Raw genomic sequence first — 18325 nt, forward strand, 5'->3', positions numbered from 1 at the left:
CTGAGCCAGGCTCACTTATCAAAACAACTGGGTAAATAAGAATGACTCAATCACACTCAAATAATGTGTTAAATCAACCCAAACCCTTCTATATGATCTTCTTTGTAGAGCTTTGGGAACGCTTTGGTTATTACGGCCTTCAGGGAATACTCGCGGTCTATTTTGTCGAAAAGCTCGGTTTCTCTCAGGAGCTTTCTTTTATTACTTTTGGTGCCTTTGCAGCCCTCGTTTATGGATTAATCTCAATCGGTGGCTTCATCGGGGATAAGGTTCTCGGGACCAAACGAACCATTATTCTCGGTGCCTTGATCCTGGCGATCGGCTATATGGTGGTGGCATTTTCGATCTCTCACCGTGAGCTTATCTTCATCGGCCTGGGTATTGTTTCTGTGGGGAATGGCCTGTTTAAGGCAAACCCATCGAGCCTGCTTTCTAAGTGCTATGAAGAGGGAGACTCCAGGCTTGATGGTGCTTTTACCATGTACTACATGTCGATCAATATCGGCTCTTTCCTCTCCCTGCTGTTCTCCCCTGTGATTGCTTCTCACTTTGGTTATGCTGCCGCCTACACTGTGTGTGCCATCGGCTTGCTGCTATCCATGTTGAGTTACTGGATCTTTCGCAATACCGTGGGTCATATCGGATCCGAGGCCGATAAGCGTCCTCTGGACCTGAAAAAATTACTCCTGGTGATCATAGGTTCGGCCGTGCTCTCGCTGATCTGTGCGTTTTTAATGAAGCACGTGGCTCTGGCTGAGGGGGTGCTGGTCCTCATCTGTGCCGTGGTCATCGTTCTCTACTTCCGCGAAGCTTTCAAGCTGCAGGGAGTTGAGCGTGGCAAGATGATGGTTGCATTTGTGCTGATGATTGAGGCTGTGCTGTTTTTCATTCTCTACGCTCAGATGCCCACCTCTTTGAATTTCTTCGCCATCCACAATACCCAGCACCAGTTGTTTGGCATAGGTATCAACCCGGTGAGCTTCCAGAGCCTCAACCCATTCTGGATCGTACTTGCCAGCCCGATCCTCGCCTGGCTATACAATCACTTTGGCCATAAGGGACGCGATCTCTCTATGCCAGCTAAGTTCACCCTGGGGATGTTCCTCTGCTCCCTGGGCTTCCTCTGCCTGGCTCTGGCCGGACGTTTCTTTGCCAACGAAATGGGGATCGTCTCTGCCTGGTGGATCGTGCTGACCTATTTCTTCCAGAGTATTGGTGAGCTGATGATCAGCGCCCTGGGACTAGCGATGGTCGCCAGCCTGGTTCCCCAGCGCCTGATGGGATTTGTGATGGGTGCCTGGTTCCTGACTCAGGCCAGCGCATTTTTACTCGGCGGTTGGGTGGCAAGCTTTACTGCGGCACCTAAAGGGGTCAGCGATCCCATCCAGACCCTGCCTCTTTATACCAAGGTGTTCATGCAGATCGGCGTTGTCACTTTAGTGATCGCCATCATCATGTGGCTGACCGTCCCTATGCTCAACCGGATCATTCACTCTGAGAGCAAGCCTCAGGAGGGCGAGAGCGCTCTGAGCCATAGTTAACCCCACAAAAGACCCGGCATAGCCGGGTCTTTCCCCCTGTAGTTAATCCAAACTTGCCCTCCTCCAGCAATGCTCAATACTTAGCGTAAGGGACACAAAAAGCTCCTCTCATCTCAGGAGGGTATGGATCGTTCGAATATGAAGAGGCTGATAGGCTGGATCCGCTATCTGAAAATTCCCCCCGGCTGTTGCTGGGAACCCTGCTGACCCTGCTCATTATTAGCGGCATCGGCTATGCGGTCTTTTATCAAAACACCAAGCAACTGCTCAGCCAGGAGATCGACGATGAGCTCAAACTCACCAGCCAGGCGATATTAGAGCTGGTCAGGGGTTCGGCCCATATCTCGATTCAGACCCACCTGCACACCCTTGCCGAGGCTGATCTGCAGCTGGTTACCAGCCTCTACAATCAATCAAAGCAGGGGAAAATCTCAGTCGCCGAGGCCAAGCGCAGAGCCTTTGAGCTCCTTAAGGCCCAAAAGATTGGCGATAGTGGTTATACCTATGTTCTGAGCAGCAAGGGGCTGTTGCTGCTCCACCCCCTCAAGGAGTTTACCGACAAAGACATCTCCGGCCTGCACTTCGCCAGCGAGCAGATCCGACGTAAGCGAGGTTATCTGGAGTACCAGTGGCAGGGCAGCGACGATGACAGCCTGCGCAACAAGGCGCTCTACATGAGCTACTTCGAACCCTGGGACTGGATCATCTCGGTCTCCTCCTATCGCAGTGAATTCCACCAGCTACTCGATCCCCGGGACTTTGACTCCGCACTGGAGAAGATGAAAATTGGCCAGACCGGTTATCCCTTTATCGTGGATCGCCAGGGGAACCTGATTGCAGGAAAAAGCCAGGATCACCTCTCCCCCGAGGAGTTGCAGCCACTACTGGTGGCAAATTCAGATGATCTGAGCCTGAGCTTAAGTAACAAAGGAAGAGAGATCCAGGCAATATCTCACTACCTGCCCGACATGGGCTGGTATGTGATTGCGGTTGCCTACCCCGATGAGCTGAACGCCCCACTGAAGACCTTCTCACTACTTAACATCCTGGGGGGTCTCCTGATTTTACTGCTAATCCTGCCCCTGTCTCTTCTCATCAGTGCCTCCATCATCTACCCGATGCGCCAGCTTTTACGGCGAATGCAAAGTGCCTCGACCGGCGACCTATCGGTTCGGATTCCAGAGGAGCAGGCTGGCCAGGATGAGTTTTTCCAGCTTGCCCAACTTTTTAATACCCTGATGGAGGAGCTTGAGAAATCCAGCGCCTCGTTGCGCCAGGAGGTCAATGAGCGTCAAAAAGCCCAGGATGAGATGGAGATGCTCAATTTTGAGCTTGAGCAACGAGTTGCCGAACGAACCCAACGGATGCAAGCCTCCCTGCACTCCCTCAAGCAGGCCCAGAAGCAGGTAGTTGAAACCGAGAAAATGGCATCGCTCGGAACCGTTGTCGCGGGGGTAGCCCATGAGATCAACACCCCGATTGGCACAGCCATTACCGCCGTGAGCTTCTTAAATGAGCAGGCTGAAGGGCTAGCCCAAAGCCTTGCCGAAAACAAAATCGGCCGACAGCAACTAACACAGTTTATTGAGCAATCGATTGAGCTAACCCAATCGGCCAAAACCAACCTGCACCGTGCCGCCCGGCTGATCCAGAGCTTTAAGAGCATCGCGGTTGACCAGGCGAAGGAGCGCCCGTCGCAGTTTAATCTGTCTGAGCTTATCCGTGATTACATGCAAACCATCCATAGCGAGCTTCAAGAGAAACAGATTGAGGTCACGGTGAACTGCCCCGAGCACCTGATACTGGAGAGTTACAACAACGCCTTCATGCATATCCTGGCGAATCTTTTTACCAATGCCATCAGTCACGCCTTCACCGACCGGGGAGGTGAGATTATCCTGGAGGTGCAGTGCGATAGCGGCGATCTGGTGATCGACTTCCAGGATAATGGCAAGGGGATGAGCTGGGAGCAGCAGAAACTTATTTTTGAACCCTTCTTCACCACCAACCGCAACGATGGAGGGACCGGGCTTGGGATGCACCTGGTGTATAATTTGATCACTCACCTGCTCCAGGGGCAAATAAGCTGCCAGAGTCTGCCGGATCTGGGCTGTCGCTTCACCATTCAGCTGCCGATCGCCATCGTCCTTAATGCCGAGTGATCCCTCTCTATCCTGTTTTCTCCTGAACACCGTCCCCTGTTCCGCTCATAAAACCGACAGAGCTGTATAGCTTGCAGGCAAAGTTTCTATTTTTTATCCAACCACACCACAAAAGCTGTTTTTTCTCAAAAAAAGGGTTGACCCAATCTGCGCATATTCGCATAATACGCCCCGCTTCCAACGAGAAGCAAAGCAAACTTGAGTGTGGCTATGTAGCTCAGCTGGTTAGAGCACATCACTCATAATGATGGGGTCGCAGGTTCGAATCCCGCCATAGCCACCAGTCTGCTGGGATATCGCCAAGCGGTAAGGCAGCGGGTTTTGATCCCGCCACTCCCAGGTTCGAATCCTGGTATCCCAGCCATATTTTTGCTATTTTTTGATTGCTGTTGGGATATCGCCAAGCGGTAAGGCAGCGGGTTTTGATCCCGCCACTCCCAGGTTCGAATCCTGGTATCCCAGCCATATTTTTTGTTGTTGGCTATGTAGCTCAGCTGGTTAGAGCACATCACTCATAATGATGGGGTCGCAGGTTCGAATCCCGCCATAGCCACCAATATCTAGAGTTTTGCGGAAGTGGCGGAATTGGTAGACGCACCAGATTTAGGTTCTGGCGCCGCGAGGTGTGAGAGTTCGAGTCTCTCCTTCCGCACCATCACAATTGGGATATCGCCAAGCGGTAAGGCAGCGGGTTTTGATCCCGCCACTCCCAGGTTCGAATCCTGGTATCCCAGCCATTCAAAAAGCCCACCTCGTGTGGGCTTTTTTATTTCCGGATCACTGCAAACCCTGCCGGGATCCAATTCTGATAATCACTCTCAATCAGAAAACAATTGATTATTATTGCGCCATATTATAGAGTCGTCTGACTGGCAGCTCCCCTGTTGTGGCTCTTCGGGCAGCGCCTATCGGTGATCCTTTCTCAATTTACGATTTCCCCGGTCAGTTTTCCGCTGCTCCGGTCGCTTCCCTTGCTTAAAAAACGCTTATTACAAAAAGGCAAACCATGTCGAATAACAAGCATAATTACATCATTCTCACCCTGATCGTCACCATAGTGATCGATATCATGGGGTGGGTCTGGTCTTCCCTATTCTGCCCTCACTATTTTTCGGGCAGGGCTCGGTATTCCCGATGGGGACTCCTCACGCTGAGCTGTGGGCTTACTCGATCGCCCTGGCGGTCTGGCCATTCGGCCTGTTTGTTGGAGGACCTGTGATCGGTGAGCTCTCGGATAAGTTTGGCCGTAAGCCGACCCTACTGATCGCGCTGAGCCTGACTGCCGTCGCCTATGGACTCTCTGCAGCCTCGATCCTCATCGGTAACTTCTGGCTGTTTGTGGTAAGCCGCCTGATGAGTGGTGTGGTGGGTGGCGCCTATGAGGTTGCTCAGGCCACAGTGGTGGATATCAGTGATAAAGAAACCAAGGCTCGTAATCTGGGGTATGTAAGCATGGCCGCCTCCATCGGCTTTGTTATCGGCCCTGTGGTGACCAGCCTCTCTACCAGCGGCTGGCTGAGCTGGATGACCATCAGTACCCCGTTCTGGATCGCCATGGGATTAGCCGCCATCAATACCCTGTCGATTCTAAAGCTGCTGGAGCGGGACAAGCCTAAACACCCGGATCTCAAGCTGCATCCCATCGGAGCGGCTAAGACGGTTGGTTTTTTGTTTCTGGACAAGCGGGTGCTGTATATCGGTGCCATCTATCTGCTACTGCAGGCGGGCTGGGGATTCTATACCCAGGGGGTTGCGCTGTTTATGCATCACTACTATCACTATGACACTGGCAGTACCGGCTACTTCTATGCCGCGATGGGGCTGGCGGTTGCACTCTGCAGTGTCTCGGTACAACCCTGGCTGCTCAAGCGTTTTTCGCCAAGGACTCTTTACAGTGTGATGGGGGTCATCTGTGCACTGCTGCTGGTGATAGCTATGCTCAGTAAGCCGCTGGTTGTCCAATGGATCACCGCAGTTTTAGGTTCGGCCACCCAGTTCATCTGCTATACCGTGGTGCTGATGCTGCTCTCCGGCAGCGTCTCTGAGAAGGAGCAGGGTAAGGTGATGGGTAGTGCGGGCGCAGGCTTTGGCCTGGCCTGGGGATCAATGATCTATTGATGGGGGTGCTGACCCAGCACTCTGTGGCCCTGCCGCTGGCCGCCGGTGCCATCCTGCTACTGATCAGCGTGGTGATGATCCAGGGCTATCGCTCCGCTCAATCCAAACAGCTGTTAACCGGCAACGCCTGATCTCACCCGGGGGAGTCCTCTCCCCCGTCAGCTATACTAATTAGCCAGAACCTCTGACGTTGGGAAACCTTGATGCGGTTGCGTTACTCAATCGCTCTTCTGGGTCTGCTGATCCTACCCTCATTACTCTTCGCTCAGCAAAGAGAAAGGATCTCTGTGACCTTTATCAATCCGGGCGTCTCAGATACCAAGCATGCGACCGGAGGGTTCTGGTATAAGGTCAGTCACTTCATGCAGGCGGCGGCTGCCGATCTCAATATTGATCTCGAAGTTCTGTACGCCGAACGTAAACACACCCGGCTCACCCGTCTTGCCCGCGAGGTCAGCTCCAGAGACAAAAAACCTGATTATCTGATCATTGTCAACGAGATGAAGCAGGGAGCCCCCCAGCTCGTCGAGGCGGTGCAGGCAAAGATCAAAACCCTGATGATTCTTAACACCCTGGTCAATGAGACGGATATCGCGCAATTCGGAACTCCCCGGGAGGTTTATCAAGAGTGGATTGGCTCCCTGGTTCCGGATAATCATCTGGCGGGATACAAGGTGGCAACATCGATCATTAACCGCTTACTTGAACAAAAAAATCCCTCGGACTCTGCAAAGCTTCAGATGATAGGTCTCACCGGTGACTTTGCCACTCCGGCCGCCCTCAGCCGTAATGAAGGGCTTAAACAGGCAATCAAAGAGAATGAGCAGCTGGTTGAGCTGAAACAGCTGCTGGTCTGCAACTGGTCACGCAAGGTTGCAAGCCACAAGACTCAACGAATTTTACATCGCTACCCGGATATCTCCGGGATCTGGTCTGCCAATGACCCCATCGCATTAGGAGCGATGTCCGCCGCAAAACGCCTGCACAGGCAGCCAGGCAAAGATATTTTTTTCGCAGGCTTGAACTGGGATCAGCCAGCCTTAAGAGCCATCCAAAGGGGGGAGCTGGTTTCGAGTATGGGCGGACACTTCATGACCGGGGGCTGGGCGCTGGTACTACTGCATGATTATCATCATGGCAAAGACTTTGCTCAGCCGGGCGCCGCCCTCAAGATGCCGATCTTTGATGAGATCAATGCCTCCAATGTGGACAGCTACCTGGAGATGTTCGGCGATCAGGACTGGCAAAAGATAGACTTTACCCGTTTCTCCAAGGTGTATCACCCAGAGCTTAAAAACTATGAGTTTTCTTTAAAAGGGATTTTGAAAACTCTACCAACAAAAAGCTAAGCAACTCACAGTTGATGAGCTCCTCCCACTCGCTGATATCCCTCCTCTCAGGCATAGTACTAATAAATAGACTATCCGGGAGTGTTATTCATCGCTATTCTTAAAAACCAGCTCTCAACCCAGGTAACCTCGGAAAATTAACCATGATTCGCCATATTCTATTGATCCAATTCAAGCCAGATGCCCAACCCGAGGCGATTGAGGCGCTCCGCCAAGCCTTTCTTCGCATGCCAGATAAAATAAGCGGTGTACTGAGTATCGAGTGGGGAGAGAACGACAGCCCGGAGGGGAAAAACCAGGGATTCACTCACTGCGTGTTGATGAGCTTTGCCGATGAAGATGCACGCCAGCGCTACCTGCCACACCCGGAGCATGAGGCTCTCAAAGCTATCTTTAGACCGGTTTTGCAGGAGATCATCGTGCTGGATTACTCCCTTAGGTGAGACACAACTTAGCTCCCCAGGCGTTAAGCTGCTGATCAACGGGTCGAGTTAAGATACACTCCAGCTCAGAAAAATGAACGGGTTAAATGGGATCCTCAATGAAGAGACGACTCAGAAAGAAAAAGTTTTTAGGTGAATTCAAGGTCTTCGGTGCTCCGCTGGCAATTAAACGTAACACCACCAGCGAGATGGATGATTTCATCGATGCTTTGCTGCAAGAGGCGATTGAAGCGAACCATTGTATCGCCTGTATCGGCGGCCACGCCGACATGCTTGATGGCTTTATCGAGCTGGGTACCCAGGATAATAATCCTGAGCAGGCGCTGGCACGGATCAATGAATGGCTCAAGCAACGCAGCGACATCGAGCGCTTCTTTGTGGGTGAAATCATCGATGCCGAATATGGCCCCTTTGATGAGGTAGATCAGATCGCCCATAAGCTGTAGAGCGCTTGCAGCTGCTGACCGCAGGTCAAACTGCGGTCTTTCTGTATCCTGCGGATGGCGATGTGTGGCTACCGCCACAGATGTCGGGGCGCCGACAGCGCCCTACTTTTGTATCGTCAAAAGTAGGCAAAACCTCACTACGCGCGATGTATTTATCATCCCTGATAAATCTCCCCAGCTCGATATCCTATCTCGCGTTACGTTGCTCTGAGGAGCAACTTCACCCTTCCATCGAACTTCGCGGCTCGGCGATTATCATCCCTGATAATCCTCCCAGCTCGGTATCCATACCTCGCGTTTCATTGTTCCGGGAGCAATTACACCCTGCCTCGAAAAGGACAGTAGTTATCAACGGCTTGCCTCGGCGCTTGCTCACGGGGGGTAAACTTCCCCTTTGATTCACACCGAAGAGTCACATTGGAATTTGAGATTGAAGGATATGGATATCCTGAAAGCAGGGCCGAGCCATGGATGGCTCGTTTCTGCGAATCTCAAAAGCCAGTGCCTCTGAGGAACGATGTGAATCGGGGGCACCCTCGGGGTTGTTAGGGGGACTGGGTGAGCAGTCCCCCTGACCCGCCGCCGCTCGGCAGCGGCTATTGTGCCGCAGGCACAAATCAGCTGACCGCAGGTCAAGCTGAACCTGCTTTATCCTGCGGATGGGTGTTTGTGGCTACCGCCACAGGAGTGCCGGACTGGCCGGCGGCAGGCAAGAAGGGGCGCTCGTCCTCCCCCTCTTGCATCTCCCGGGACGCCCCGGATCTCGCTTTATCTTCACAATAACAGGGAATTCGAGGCACCAAACAAACGGGATGTCCCTATCCCGATTGTTCTCTCACAACTTCCTGTTGTTCGACCTCAAATTCCCAATTATTGCTCAGCACTCGCTCACGGGGGTTAGGGCCCCGTCGATTTGCTCCGAGAGCTTCAGATGGGAGTAGAGGGTAAGCGGTATGGATACCGCGAAAAGGCAGCCAGTACAGGGAGGTACTGTTTGTCTGTACCTTTGCGAATTTGAAACTTAAGGATGAAGCAAATCCCGGGGTGTCCTTGGGAGTGAAGAGGGTATTGGACAAGCAATACCCTTTTCCCGCCACCGCTCTGCAGCGGCATCTGTGCTGAAAGCACAAAACCTTCTGACCGCAGGTCAAGCTGAACCTGCTTTATCCTGCGGATGGCGATGTGTGGCTACCGCTACAGATGTCGGGGCGCCGACAGCGCCCTACTTTTGTATCGTCAAAAGTAGGCAAAACCTGGCTACGCGCGATGTATTTATCATCCCTGATAAATCTCCCCAGCTCGATATCCTATCTCGCGTTACGTTGCTCTAAGGAGCAACTTCACCCTGCCTCGAAAAGGACAGGAGCTATCAACGGCTTGCCTCTGCACTCACTCACGGGGGGTTAGGGCCCCGTCGATTTGCTCCGAGAGCTTCAGATGGGAGTAGAGGGTAAGCGGTATGGATACCGCGAAAAGGCAACCAGTACAGGGAGGTACTGTTTGCCTGTACCTTTGCGAATTTGAAACTTAAGGATGAAGCAAATCCCGGGGTGTCCTTGGGAGTGAAGAGGGTATTGGACAAGCAATACCCTTTTCCCGCCGCCGCTCGGCAGCGGCATCTGTGCTGAAAGCACAAAACCTTCTGACCGCAGGTCAAACCAACATGATTACCCGTAGTCCGCGGCCGGACAGTTGTGCCGTAGGCACAAAATCAGCTTAAAGCGAGCCTCACGGCCGAGGCCGCATGTATTTGCGTCGTATCATAGAGAGGCACAGAGGTGTGTTGCTGTTGCACCAACAATGCGATCTCGGTGCAACCAAGGATGACCGCCTGGGCTCCCCTTTCCCTGAGTCCATCTATGATGGTGAGATATTGCGCTCTGGAGCTCTCTCTAACTTCTCCACGGCAGAGCTCCTGGTAGATGATGTGATGGACCTGCTCACGCTCCTGAACATCGGGAATCAATACCTCAATTCCAAACTCATCTTGCAGGCGTCCCCGATAAAAATCCTGCTCCATGGTAAAGCGGGTCCCCAGCAGGCCAACACGGCGGATGCCCGCCTCGGCTAAGCGAGTCGCCGTCGCATCCGCAATGTGAAGCAGCGGGATCTGGATCGCCTGCTGAATTTTCGGGGCTACCTTGTGCATGGTGTTGGTGCAGATCAGCAGAAAATCAGCACCGGCGGCCTCCACCGACTGGGCCTCTCGGCTGAGAATTTCGGCGGTTTCATCCCAATCTCCTGCGTGCTGCAGCGCTTCAATCTTGGCGAAATCGACACTCACCATGGTAATTTGGGCACTATGTAACCCCCAAGCTCCGCCTTCACTCCCTCATTGAGAAGCTTGTAATAGCTAAGGGTCGATTCCCAACTCATGCCCCCGAGTAACCCTATGGTCTTCATTCGTATGCTCCGCTTTATCTGATTGAAACAGGGACTCAATCTTATAGCTTCTGTCTCAAAGATAAAACGAAACAAGGGGAGCTAAGCTCCCCTTGTGAGGTTTAAAGTGCTCCCCTGATCAGAGCAGGGCGTCGATGGCCCGGTTGAGGGTCTCACTCGGACGCATCGCCCGGGAAGCAAGCTCAGGGTTCGGGTGATAATAGCCACCGATCTCCATCGCCTGTCCCTGCACCGCATTGAGCTCATCCACTATGGCTTGCTCATTGGAGCCCAGGGTTTCAGCCAGCGCGGAGAACCGGGATTTGAGCTCTGAGTCCTGCTCCTGCAGCGCAAGCTCCCGAGCCCAATACAGCGCCAGATAGAAGTGGCTGCCACGATTATCCAGCTCTTTAACCTTGCGCGAAGGGGAACGATTCTCCTCAAGAAAACGTCCCGTTGCCCGATCCAGAGTATCCGCCAGGATCTGAGCCCTGGGGTTATTCTGGCTCTGAGCCAGATGCTCCAAAGAAACGGCCAGTGCCAGGAACTCTCCCAGAGAGTCCCAGCGCAGATGGTTCTCTTTGGTAAACTGCTGGACATGCTTCGGTGCCGAGCCGCCTGCTCCGGTTTCAAACAGACCACCACCATTCATCAAAGGTACAATGGACAACATCTTGGCGCTGGTTCCCAGCTCCAGAATCGGGAACAGATCGGTCAGGTAGTCCCGCAATACATTGCCGGTGACCGAGATGGTATCCTGCCCGGCCCTCAGGCGCTCCAAGGTATGTCGGGTCGCCTTGGCGGGTGCCATGATCTGAATATCCAATCCCCGGGTATCATGATCCTTAAGATACAGCTCAACCTTCTTAATGAGCTCGGCGTCGTGAGCCCTGGAGCTATCTAACCAGAAAATCGCCGGAGTGTCGGTTGCCCTGGCCCGGTTGACCGCAAGCTTAACCCAATCTTGGATCGGCGCATCCTTCACCTGGCACATCCGCCAGATATCCCCCTGCTCCACTCTGTGCTCGAAGAGTTGGGCACCGTTCGCATCCACCACCCGCACACAACCCGAGGCTGGGATCAGGAAGGTTTTATCATGGGAGCCGTACTCCTCGGCCTTTTGTGCCATCAGCCCGACATTAGGGACGGTTCCCATGGTTTTGGGATCGAAGGCACCGTGGGTCTTACAAAAATCGATGGTCTCCTGGTACACCCCTGAGTAGCTGCGATCCGGGATCACTGCTTTGGTGTCCTGAAGCTCTCCAGCCGGGTTCCACATCTTGCCCGAGGAGCGGATCGCCGCCGGCATCGAGGCATCGATGATGATATCGCTGGGAACATGCAGGTTGGTGATCCCACGATCAGAATCCACCATCGCCAGATCCGGACGCTCGGCATAGCAAGCCTTGAGATCATCTTCGATCTCAGTGCGCCAGGCCTCGGGAAGATCAGCAATTTTTGAATAGAGATCGCCAATCCCATTGTTTGGGTCCACCCCGAGCTCAGCCAGCAGCGCCGGATGTTTATCAAACACAGGCTGATAGAATACCCGTACCGCCTGACCAAAGATGATGGGATCGGACACCTTCATCATGGTGGCCTTCATGTGCAGGGAAAAGAGCACGCCCTGCTCTCTGGCCTGCTCAATCTGCTCCGCCAGGAAAGTCCGCAGCTTCTCACCACTCATCACAGCTGCATCGAGCACCTCGCCAGCCTGCAGCTCTATCTTCTCTTTGAGGGTCTGTAGTGAGCCATCTTCGCTGATCAGCTCAACTCGCACCGAGGTGGCCTGGGGTATGGTGGTGGACTGCTCACTGCCGTAGAAGTCGCCCTCACTCATACTGGCAACATGGGTCTTTGAATCCGTGCTCCAGCTTCCCATGGAGTGAGGGTTGTTGCGGGCATATTGCTTGACCGCGCCGGGAGCCCGGCGATCCGAGTTCCCCTCACGGAGCACAGGGTTAACTGCACTGCCCTTAATCTTGTCGTAGCGAGCCTTGATCTCCTGCTCCAGGGCCGTTTTAGGTTCTTCCGGGTAATCTGGGAGATCATATCCCTGAGATTGTAACTCTTTGATGGCAGCATGCAGCTGAGGGACAGAGGCGCTGATGTTCGGCAGCTTGATGATATTAGCCTCGGCAGACTGAGTCAGCTCTCCAAGCTCACTCAGGGCATCGGCAATCTTCTGATCTTCTCTGAGGGCTTCTGGGAAATTGGCAATGATCCGCCCCGCCAGGGAGATGTCACGGGTCTGGACATCAACTGCGGCAGGTGCAGTGAAAGCCTTGATAATCGGCAGTAGCGAGTAAGTGGCTAACGCCGGAGCTTCATCAGTTTGGGTGTAAATAATCCTTGATGTCATCTTTTATCCTGTTGCTATCGTGATAACCGCATGAGTCCACACTGATTCAGGGAACAACTCGGCAGAACCCACGTTTTAACAAATCCAAAAAGCAAACTCAAAGATTTTAACAAGATAGGGTGCGACAGTACTTACAAGTAAAGAGAGCTGAGACAGCCACTCAGTGGCTCTATGGGAAAGCAGATTTAGCCAGCTCAGCTCCACTCCCAGTGCTGGATAAACTCAATCCAACCCGTTGGCAGCAAGGAAGCTGTCAACGGGCCAACAGAGACGTTTTTACGATAAGATTTGATTGAGCCTATATGGGTAGCAAAGCAGACTGCCATCACCCAAGAAAAAGGATATTCGCTTAAAGCCCCAGGGCATACTTCAGGGCCCGCTTTTTCAGGGGGCCGCTGTGCTCAGCGCCCCATAGCCCGATATTACGTAACACCTTTAGCGGAAAACGCTCACAGCCAAAACCCAGATAGAAGAGATCCATGGCACTCTGCATCAAAAGATTGTCGCGCTTACGCTGCTTTTGATACTGAGCCAACCACTCCAGCCCGGCCCAATCTGAAGCTTTCCAGGCCTGATGAAACAGCTCACTCAGGCAGGCCACATCTTTAAAGCCAATATTCACCCCCTGGCCGGCCATGGGGTGGATGGTGTGGGCCGCATCTCCGAGCACCACCACCCGGCCCTTGTGATACTGCTGGGCATGACGCCGGGTCAGTGGAAAGCTGCCCGCAGCTTCAACCTTGATCCTTGCGAGCCTGTGCGGAAAAGCCTCCATGATGATCTCGGCCAGTGCATTATGCTCAAGTTTCATCAGAGCTTTTATTTTTTGCGGGCTGTCATACCAGACCAAAGAGGCCTTATTGCCCCCCAGAGGAAGCAAGGCCCTCGGGCCTGATGGATAAAACTGCTGCCAGGTACAGGGCTCAAGGCTCTGCTCGCAGCGCACATTGATCAGCATGCAGTGCTGGCGATAATCCCATTGGGTGACCCCGATTCCACTCAACTGACGAATCGCGGAGTGAGCTCCATCTGCCGCCACCACCAGGTTAGCCTTAATCCGCTCCCCCGAATCCAGGGTAAGCTCGGCAAAATCCGGCTCCTGATGAAGCTCTGCCACTTTGGCCGGAAGGCGCCAGCTGACATTGGAATGAGCCTTAAGTTGCTCCCACAGTCCAAGCTGGATCAGTCGGTTCTCCACCATGTAGCCAAGATGAGAAAGCCCCAGCTGGGAGCTATCAAACAGCAGCGGGTTTTGTTCATCCTCCCAGCAAGTCAGCTGGGTGTAGGGGGCAGCTCGCATCCGGGCAATGCTGTCCCATGCACCACACTGCTCCAGGAGCTTAACCGAGTTCCTGCTGATCGCCGAGACTCGAAGATCCATCGATTGCTTAGGTTCAAAAGGGATCGGTGTGCTCTGCTCAATCAAACACAGGGAACAACCGCTGGGGGCTAACGAGGCCGCAAGGAGTGCGCCGGTCATTCCCGCCCCGACGATGACGATATCAAACTGTTGCATACTGGCTCAAAATAGCTGGAGGAGTCATGAATTTTAATCCGCCTCTTCTTCGTCCGCCATCGCAAAATGTATCCCCAAAAAAGGATCTGCATACAATCTGGCCAGATGGCGAACAAACCGTTAGAATAGCCGGCTATTTTCCAGAAACCACGTTCCCTAGCGGTAGTTAGCTTCATGAGTAAAAAAGTTCATATCAAAACCTGGGGCTGTCAGATGAATGAATACGATTCATCCAAGATAGCCGATCTTCTCAATAGCACTCTCGGTTACCAAGTCACCGAGGAGCCTGAGCAGGCGGATCTGCTGCTGCTCAATACCTGCTCAATCCGTGAGAAGGCACAGGAGAAAGTGTTTCATCAGTTAGGACGCTGGAAAAACCTCAAACAGAACAAGCCAGAACTGGTGATCGGCGTCGGTGGCTGTGTTGCTTCCCAGGAAGGCGATCACATCCGTGCCCGCGCTCCCTATGTGGATCTGATCTTCGGTCCCCAGACCCTGCACCGCCTGCCGAGAATGATTACCGAGGTTCAGTCAGGCCATGGTAGTCAGATGGATATATCTTTCCCTGAGATTGAAAAGTTCGACTCCCTGCCGGAGCCGCGCGCCGAAGGCCCGACCGCCTTTGTTTCGATCATGGAAGGCTGCTCCAAATACTGCTCTTACTGCGTGGTACCTTACACCCGTGGCGAAGAGGTGAGCCGTCCTCTGGATGATGTGCTCTATGAAATTGCTCAGCTGGCCGATCAGGGGGTGCGCGAGATCAACCTTCTGGGGCAGAATGTCAACGCCTATCGGGGTGCCACCTTTGATGGTGAGATCTGCCGCTTCTCCGAGCTGCTGCGCCTGGTAGCCTCCATCGATGGCATCGACCGCATCCGCTATACCACCAGCCACCCGATGGAGTTTACCGACGATATCATCGAGGTCTACAAGGATACCCCTGAGCTGGTGAGCTTCCTGCACCTGCCGGTACAAAGTGGCTCCGATCGGGTGCTGACCATGATGAAGCGGCCTCACACGGCTCTTGAATATAAGTCAACGATTCGTAAACTGAAGAAGGCGCGCCCGGATATCAGCATCAGCTCCGACTTTATCGTCGGCTTCCCGGGCGAGACCCAGGATGACTTCGAGCGCACCATGCAACTGATTAGGGATGTGAACTTCGATCAAAGCTTCAGCTTTATCTTTAGTCCGCGCCCCGGAACACCAGCGGCGGATATGCCCGATGACACGCCGATGGAAGAGAAAAAGCAGCGCCTCTATGAGCTGCAACACCAGATCACCCATCAGGCGATGCTGATCGGCCGCCAGATGCTTGGCACCACCCAGCGAATTCTGGTTGAAGGTCCCTCCAAGCATAACCCGATGGAGCTGCGTGGCCGCACTGAAAATAACCGGGTGGTCAACTTTGAAGGACCCCACTCCCTGGTCGGTAAGTTTGCCGATGTTGAGATCACCGAGGTGATGCCGAACTCGCTGCGTGCCACCCTGATCCGGGGTGAAGATGAGATCGAACTGCGAGAGCAGATGGCTCCGGCAGAGGCGATGGCCAAGTATGGCCAGACTCAGGAAGATGAACTGGGTGTCGGAACCTTCACTCCTGTCGCTTAATCAAAACATAAAACAAAGAGGCGATCGTGACCCAATCGATCCTGACCCTCGAGCTTGAACTGGAACCAGCCGACGATCGTCGGCTGGCAAGCCTGTGCGGTCCACTCAACGATAATATTCAACAGCTGGAGCGCCGGCTGGGCATTGAGATCAACTCCAATAATTACCATTTCCAGGTCATCGGCAGCTCCCGTAATGTCAGGGCCTGCATCGATATCCTTAAAAAGCTCTACCTGGACACCCAACCCCTCAAAGGCAAGGCAGTTCCGGATATTACCCCGGAGAAGGTGCACCTGGCGATTCGCGAGGCGCGGGTGCTTGAACAGAACGCCACCCCAACCCCTTATGGCAAAGAGGTGACGATCAAGACCAAACGGGGCCTAATCAAACCACGGACCCCAAACCAGGCTCAATACATCGGCAATATCCTGCGCCACGATATTACCTTCGGGATTGGCCCTGCCGGAACCGGTAAGACCTACCTGGCGGTAGCTGCGGCGGTGGATGCCCTGGAGCGCCAGGAGGTACGACGTCTGCTGCTAACCCGCCCGGCTGTTGAGGCCGGTGAGAAGCTGGGCTTTTTGCCAGGCGATCTCAGCCAGAAGGTCGACCCCTACCTGCGCCCCCTGTATGACGCACTGCTGGATATGCTGGGCTTTGAGAAAGTTGAAAAGCTGGTCGAGCGTAAGGTGATTGAGATAGCACCTCTCGCCTACATGCGTGGCCGAACCCTCAATGATGCCTTCGTGATCCTGGATGAGAGCCAGAACACCACGGTTGAGCAGATGAAGATGTTCCTCACCCGGATCGGCTTCAACTCTAAGGCCGTCATCACCGGAGATATCACCCAAATCGATCTGCCGCGTAACCAGCGCTCGGGGCTGCGTCACTCGCTGGAGGTTCTCAGGGAGGTTGACGAAATTAGCTTTAATCTGTTCTGCGCAGACGACGTGGTTCGTCACCCTGTGGTGGCCCGGATTGTTCAGGCCTATGAGAAGTATGAAGCGGATCACCGCAAGGAGCAGCAGGCATGAGTATCACCCTGGATCTGCAAATTGCCTGTGACGAACAAGCGTCCCTGCCAACGGCAGAGCAGTTTCAGCACTGGTGTGAGGCCGCCATTTTGCCGTTTCAGGCCGAGGCGGAGCTGACGGTTCGCATTGTAGAGAGTGAAGAAAGTCAGCAGCTAAACGCCCAGTATCGGGGAAAGGACAAGCCTACCAATGTGCTCTCCTTTCCCTTTGAAGTACCGGATGGTATAGAGCTTCCATTGCTCGGCGATCTGGTGATTAGCCATCAGGTAGTTGCCCGGGAAGCCCGGGAGCAGAACAAGAGCGAACAGGCACACTGGGCTCATATGGTTGTGCATGGCTGTCTGCACCTGCTGGGCTATGATCATATTGAAGATCAGCAAGCCGAAGAGATGGAACAGCAAGAACGGGAGATCTTGGCAGATCTGGGTTATGCTGATCCATATCAGGATGACGAAAGCTGAAGGAGAACCACAAAACTCATGAGCGATGACCACCCTCACTCGAGTTACGATTCAACGAAGAAGTCCTGGGTCAGCCGTTTAATTCAGCTGTTTCAGGATGAGCCAAAGAACCGGGATGAACTGTTTGAAGTAATCCACGATGCCGAAGAACGTGATCTAATCGACCAAGACACCAAAGATATGATTGAGGGCGTCCTTGAAGTCTCAGAGCTTCGGGTCCGCGATATCATGATCCCTCGCTCACAGATGGTCACCATAGATATCACCCAAACGGTACATCAGTTCCTGCCGATCGTGATTGAATCCGCTCACTCCCGCTTCCCTGTGATCAATGAAGATAAGGATCACATCGAAGGGATCCTGCTGGCCAAGGATATGCTGCAGTATGGCTTTGATGCCGATCTGCACTGCTCCATCGATAAGATCCTGCGGCCGGCCGTTATTGTTCCTGAAAGTAAGCGTATCGACAAGCTCCTCAAGGAGTTTCGCGAAAAGCGTTACCACATGGCCATAGTGGTCGATGAGTTTGGCGGCGTATCAGGACTGGTCACCATTGAGGATATTCTTGAGCAGATCGTCGGTGAGATTGAAGATGAATATGATGACGCCGATGATAACACCGCAGAGATCCGCCCCATCAGCAAACAGCTGTATGCGGTGGGTGCTCTGACCCCCATCGATAATTTCAACGACATGTTCGGAACCCACTTCAGCGATGAGGAGGTGGATACCATGGGTGGCTTGGTGGTCCAGGCATTTGGCCATCTTCCAAAGCGTGGCGAAGTCGTCGAGCTTGAAGGCTACCAGTTCAAGATCACCCATGCGGATCGCCGCCGGCTACTGCAGCTCCAGGTTAAGACTCCCGAACAGCAAACGGAACAACAAGCCGATCACTAATCC

Annotated in this window: 13 protein-coding genes, 6 tRNA genes and 1 pseudogene; 17 read left to right on the forward strand and 3 right to left on the reverse strand. The window is 53.5% G+C overall.

Annotated elements, in window-relative coordinates; translation table 11 throughout:
- The first annotated feature begins 41 nt into the window (after positions 1 to 41).
- From DB847_RS18925 to DB847_RS18980, 13 genes are all read left to right on the forward strand, one after another.
- On the forward strand, positions 42 to 1541 hold the full coding sequence (locus tag DB847_RS18925; protein WP_108652103.1) for an oligopeptide:H+ symporter: 1500 nt from the start codon (positions 42 to 44) through the stop codon (positions 1539 to 1541).
- 188 nt (positions 1542 to 1729) lie between these two features.
- Complete coding sequence (locus tag DB847_RS18930) at positions 1730 to 3703, forward strand: sensor histidine kinase (protein WP_108652104.1); 1974 nt, start codon at positions 1730 to 1732, stop codon at positions 3701 to 3703.
- 206 nt (positions 3704 to 3909) lie between these two features.
- Positions 3910 to 3986: transfer RNA gene (locus tag DB847_RS18935), tRNA-Met, on the forward strand.
- A gap of 6 nt (positions 3987 to 3992) precedes the next feature.
- A tRNA-Gln gene (locus tag DB847_RS18940) sits at positions 3993 to 4067 on the forward strand.
- 26 nt (positions 4068 to 4093) lie between these two features.
- Positions 4094 to 4168: transfer RNA gene (locus tag DB847_RS18945), tRNA-Gln, on the forward strand.
- A 14-nt stretch (positions 4169 to 4182) separates the two neighbouring features.
- A tRNA-Met gene (locus DB847_RS18950) sits at positions 4183 to 4259 on the forward strand.
- A gap of 14 nt (positions 4260 to 4273) precedes the next feature.
- A tRNA-Leu gene (locus DB847_RS18955) sits at positions 4274 to 4358 on the forward strand.
- 7 nt (positions 4359 to 4365) lie between these two features.
- Positions 4366 to 4440, forward strand: a tRNA-Gln gene (locus DB847_RS18960).
- 397 nt (positions 4441 to 4837) lie between these two features.
- Complete coding sequence (locus DB847_RS18965; RefSeq protein WP_159084749.1) at positions 4838 to 5821, forward strand: MFS transporter; 984 nt, start codon at positions 4838 to 4840, stop codon at positions 5819 to 5821.
- Complete coding sequence (locus DB847_RS26155) at positions 5821 to 5952, forward strand: hypothetical protein (protein ID WP_267897720.1); 132 nt, start codon at positions 5821 to 5823, stop codon at positions 5950 to 5952. The genes DB847_RS18965 and DB847_RS26155 overlap by 1 nt, the downstream gene beginning before the upstream one ends.
- Before the next feature lie 72 nt (positions 5953 to 6024).
- Complete coding sequence (locus tag DB847_RS18970) at positions 6025 to 7170, forward strand: ABC transporter substrate-binding protein (protein ID WP_108652106.1); 1146 nt, start codon at positions 6025 to 6027, stop codon at positions 7168 to 7170.
- Positions 7171 to 7313: 143 nt separating this feature from the next.
- A complete protein-coding gene (locus tag DB847_RS18975) occupies positions 7314 to 7613 on the forward strand; it encodes a Dabb family protein (RefSeq protein WP_108652107.1) in 300 nt (99 codons plus the stop codon).
- 98 nt (positions 7614 to 7711) lie between these two features.
- The gene (locus DB847_RS18980; protein ID WP_159084750.1) at positions 7712 to 8059 is read left to right on the forward strand and encodes a 50S ribosome-binding protein YggL; all 348 of its coding nucleotides are present in this window, start codon (positions 7712 to 7714) and stop codon (positions 8057 to 8059) included.
- Positions 8060 to 9770: 1711 nt separating this feature from the next.
- Here DB847_RS18980 and DB847_RS18985 read toward each other — a convergent pair.
- From DB847_RS18985 to DB847_RS18995, 3 genes and pseudogenes are all read right to left on the reverse strand, one after another.
- Positions 9771 to 10462: pseudogene (locus tag DB847_RS18985) on the reverse strand (aspartate/glutamate racemase family protein).
- A gap of 118 nt (positions 10463 to 10580) precedes the next feature.
- Positions 10581 to 12803 (reverse strand): NADP-dependent isocitrate dehydrogenase, encoded by a 2223-nt coding sequence (locus DB847_RS18990; RefSeq protein WP_108652109.1) that lies wholly within the window; start codon positions 12801 to 12803, stop codon positions 10581 to 10583.
- A 349-nt stretch (positions 12804 to 13152) separates the two neighbouring features.
- Positions 13153 to 14319, reverse strand: coding sequence for an FAD-dependent monooxygenase (locus DB847_RS18995; RefSeq protein ID WP_108652110.1), 1167 nt, complete (start codon positions 14317 to 14319; stop codon positions 13153 to 13155).
- Positions 14320 to 14493: 174 nt separating this feature from the next.
- Between DB847_RS18995 and miaB the strand changes: the two genes are divergently transcribed.
- From miaB to corC, 4 genes are read left to right on the forward strand one after another with little or no spacing between them, the layout of a single operon-like run.
- Positions 14494 to 15930, forward strand: coding sequence for a tRNA (N6-isopentenyl adenosine(37)-C2)-methylthiotransferase MiaB (gene miaB, locus DB847_RS19000; protein WP_108652111.1), 1437 nt, complete (start codon positions 14494 to 14496; stop codon positions 15928 to 15930).
- Between the two features lie 26 nt (positions 15931 to 15956).
- The gene (locus tag DB847_RS19005; protein WP_108652112.1) at positions 15957 to 16964 is read left to right on the forward strand and encodes a PhoH family protein; all 1008 of its coding nucleotides are present in this window, start codon (positions 15957 to 15959) and stop codon (positions 16962 to 16964) included.
- Entirely contained in the window at positions 16961 to 17425 is a 465-nt protein-coding gene (gene ybeY / locus DB847_RS19010; protein WP_108652113.1) for an rRNA maturation RNase YbeY, read from the forward strand. Before DB847_RS19005 ends, ybeY begins: the two co-directional genes overlap by 4 nt.
- Positions 17426 to 17443: 18 nt before the next feature.
- Positions 17444 to 18322 (forward strand): CNNM family magnesium/cobalt transport protein CorC, encoded by an 879-nt coding sequence (gene corC / locus DB847_RS19015; RefSeq protein WP_108652114.1) that lies wholly within the window; start codon positions 17444 to 17446, stop codon positions 18320 to 18322.
- Positions 18323 to 18325 lie beyond the last annotated feature (3 nt).

Origin of the sequence: Dongshaea marina, assembly GCF_003072645.1 — a bacterium.
In the GTDB taxonomy this organism is placed as follows: Bacteria; Pseudomonadota; Gammaproteobacteria; order Enterobacterales; family Aeromonadaceae; genus Dongshaea; species Dongshaea marina.

Excerpts from the sequence above, each read along its gene's own strand:
- DB847_RS18995 (WP_108652110.1), bottom strand. The coding sequence starts at position 14,319 with ATGCAACAGTTTGATATCGTCATCGTCGGGGCGGGAATGACCGGCGCA.
- DB847_RS18965 (WP_159084749.1), top strand. The coding sequence starts at position 4,838 with ATGGGGACTCCTCACGCTGAGCTGTGGGCTTACTCGATCGCCCTGGCG.
- DB847_RS18990 (WP_108652109.1), bottom strand. The coding sequence starts at position 12,803 with ATGACATCAAGGATTATTTACACCCAAACTGATGAAGCTCCGGCGTTA.
- DB847_RS26155 (WP_267897720.1), top strand. The coding sequence starts at position 5,821 with ATGGGGGTGCTGACCCAGCACTCTGTGGCCCTGCCGCTGGCCGCCGGT.
- DB847_RS18970 (WP_108652106.1), top strand. The coding sequence starts at position 6,025 with ATGCGGTTGCGTTACTCAATCGCTCTTCTGGGTCTGCTGATCCTACCC.
- ybeY (WP_108652113.1), top strand. The coding sequence starts at position 16,961 with ATGAGTATCACCCTGGATCTGCAAATTGCCTGTGACGAACAAGCGTCC.
- corC (WP_108652114.1), top strand. The coding sequence starts at position 17,444 with ATGAGCGATGACCACCCTCACTCGAGTTACGATTCAACGAAGAAGTCC.
- miaB (WP_108652111.1), top strand. The coding sequence starts at position 14,494 with ATGAGTAAAAAAGTTCATATCAAAACCTGGGGCTGTCAGATGAATGAA.
- DB847_RS18975 (WP_108652107.1), top strand. The coding sequence starts at position 7,314 with ATGATTCGCCATATTCTATTGATCCAATTCAAGCCAGATGCCCAACCC.
- DB847_RS18925 (WP_108652103.1), top strand. The coding sequence starts at position 42 with ATGACTCAATCACACTCAAATAATGTGTTAAATCAACCCAAACCCTTC.
- DB847_RS18980 (WP_159084750.1), top strand. The coding sequence starts at position 7,712 with ATGAAGAGACGACTCAGAAAGAAAAAGTTTTTAGGTGAATTCAAGGTC.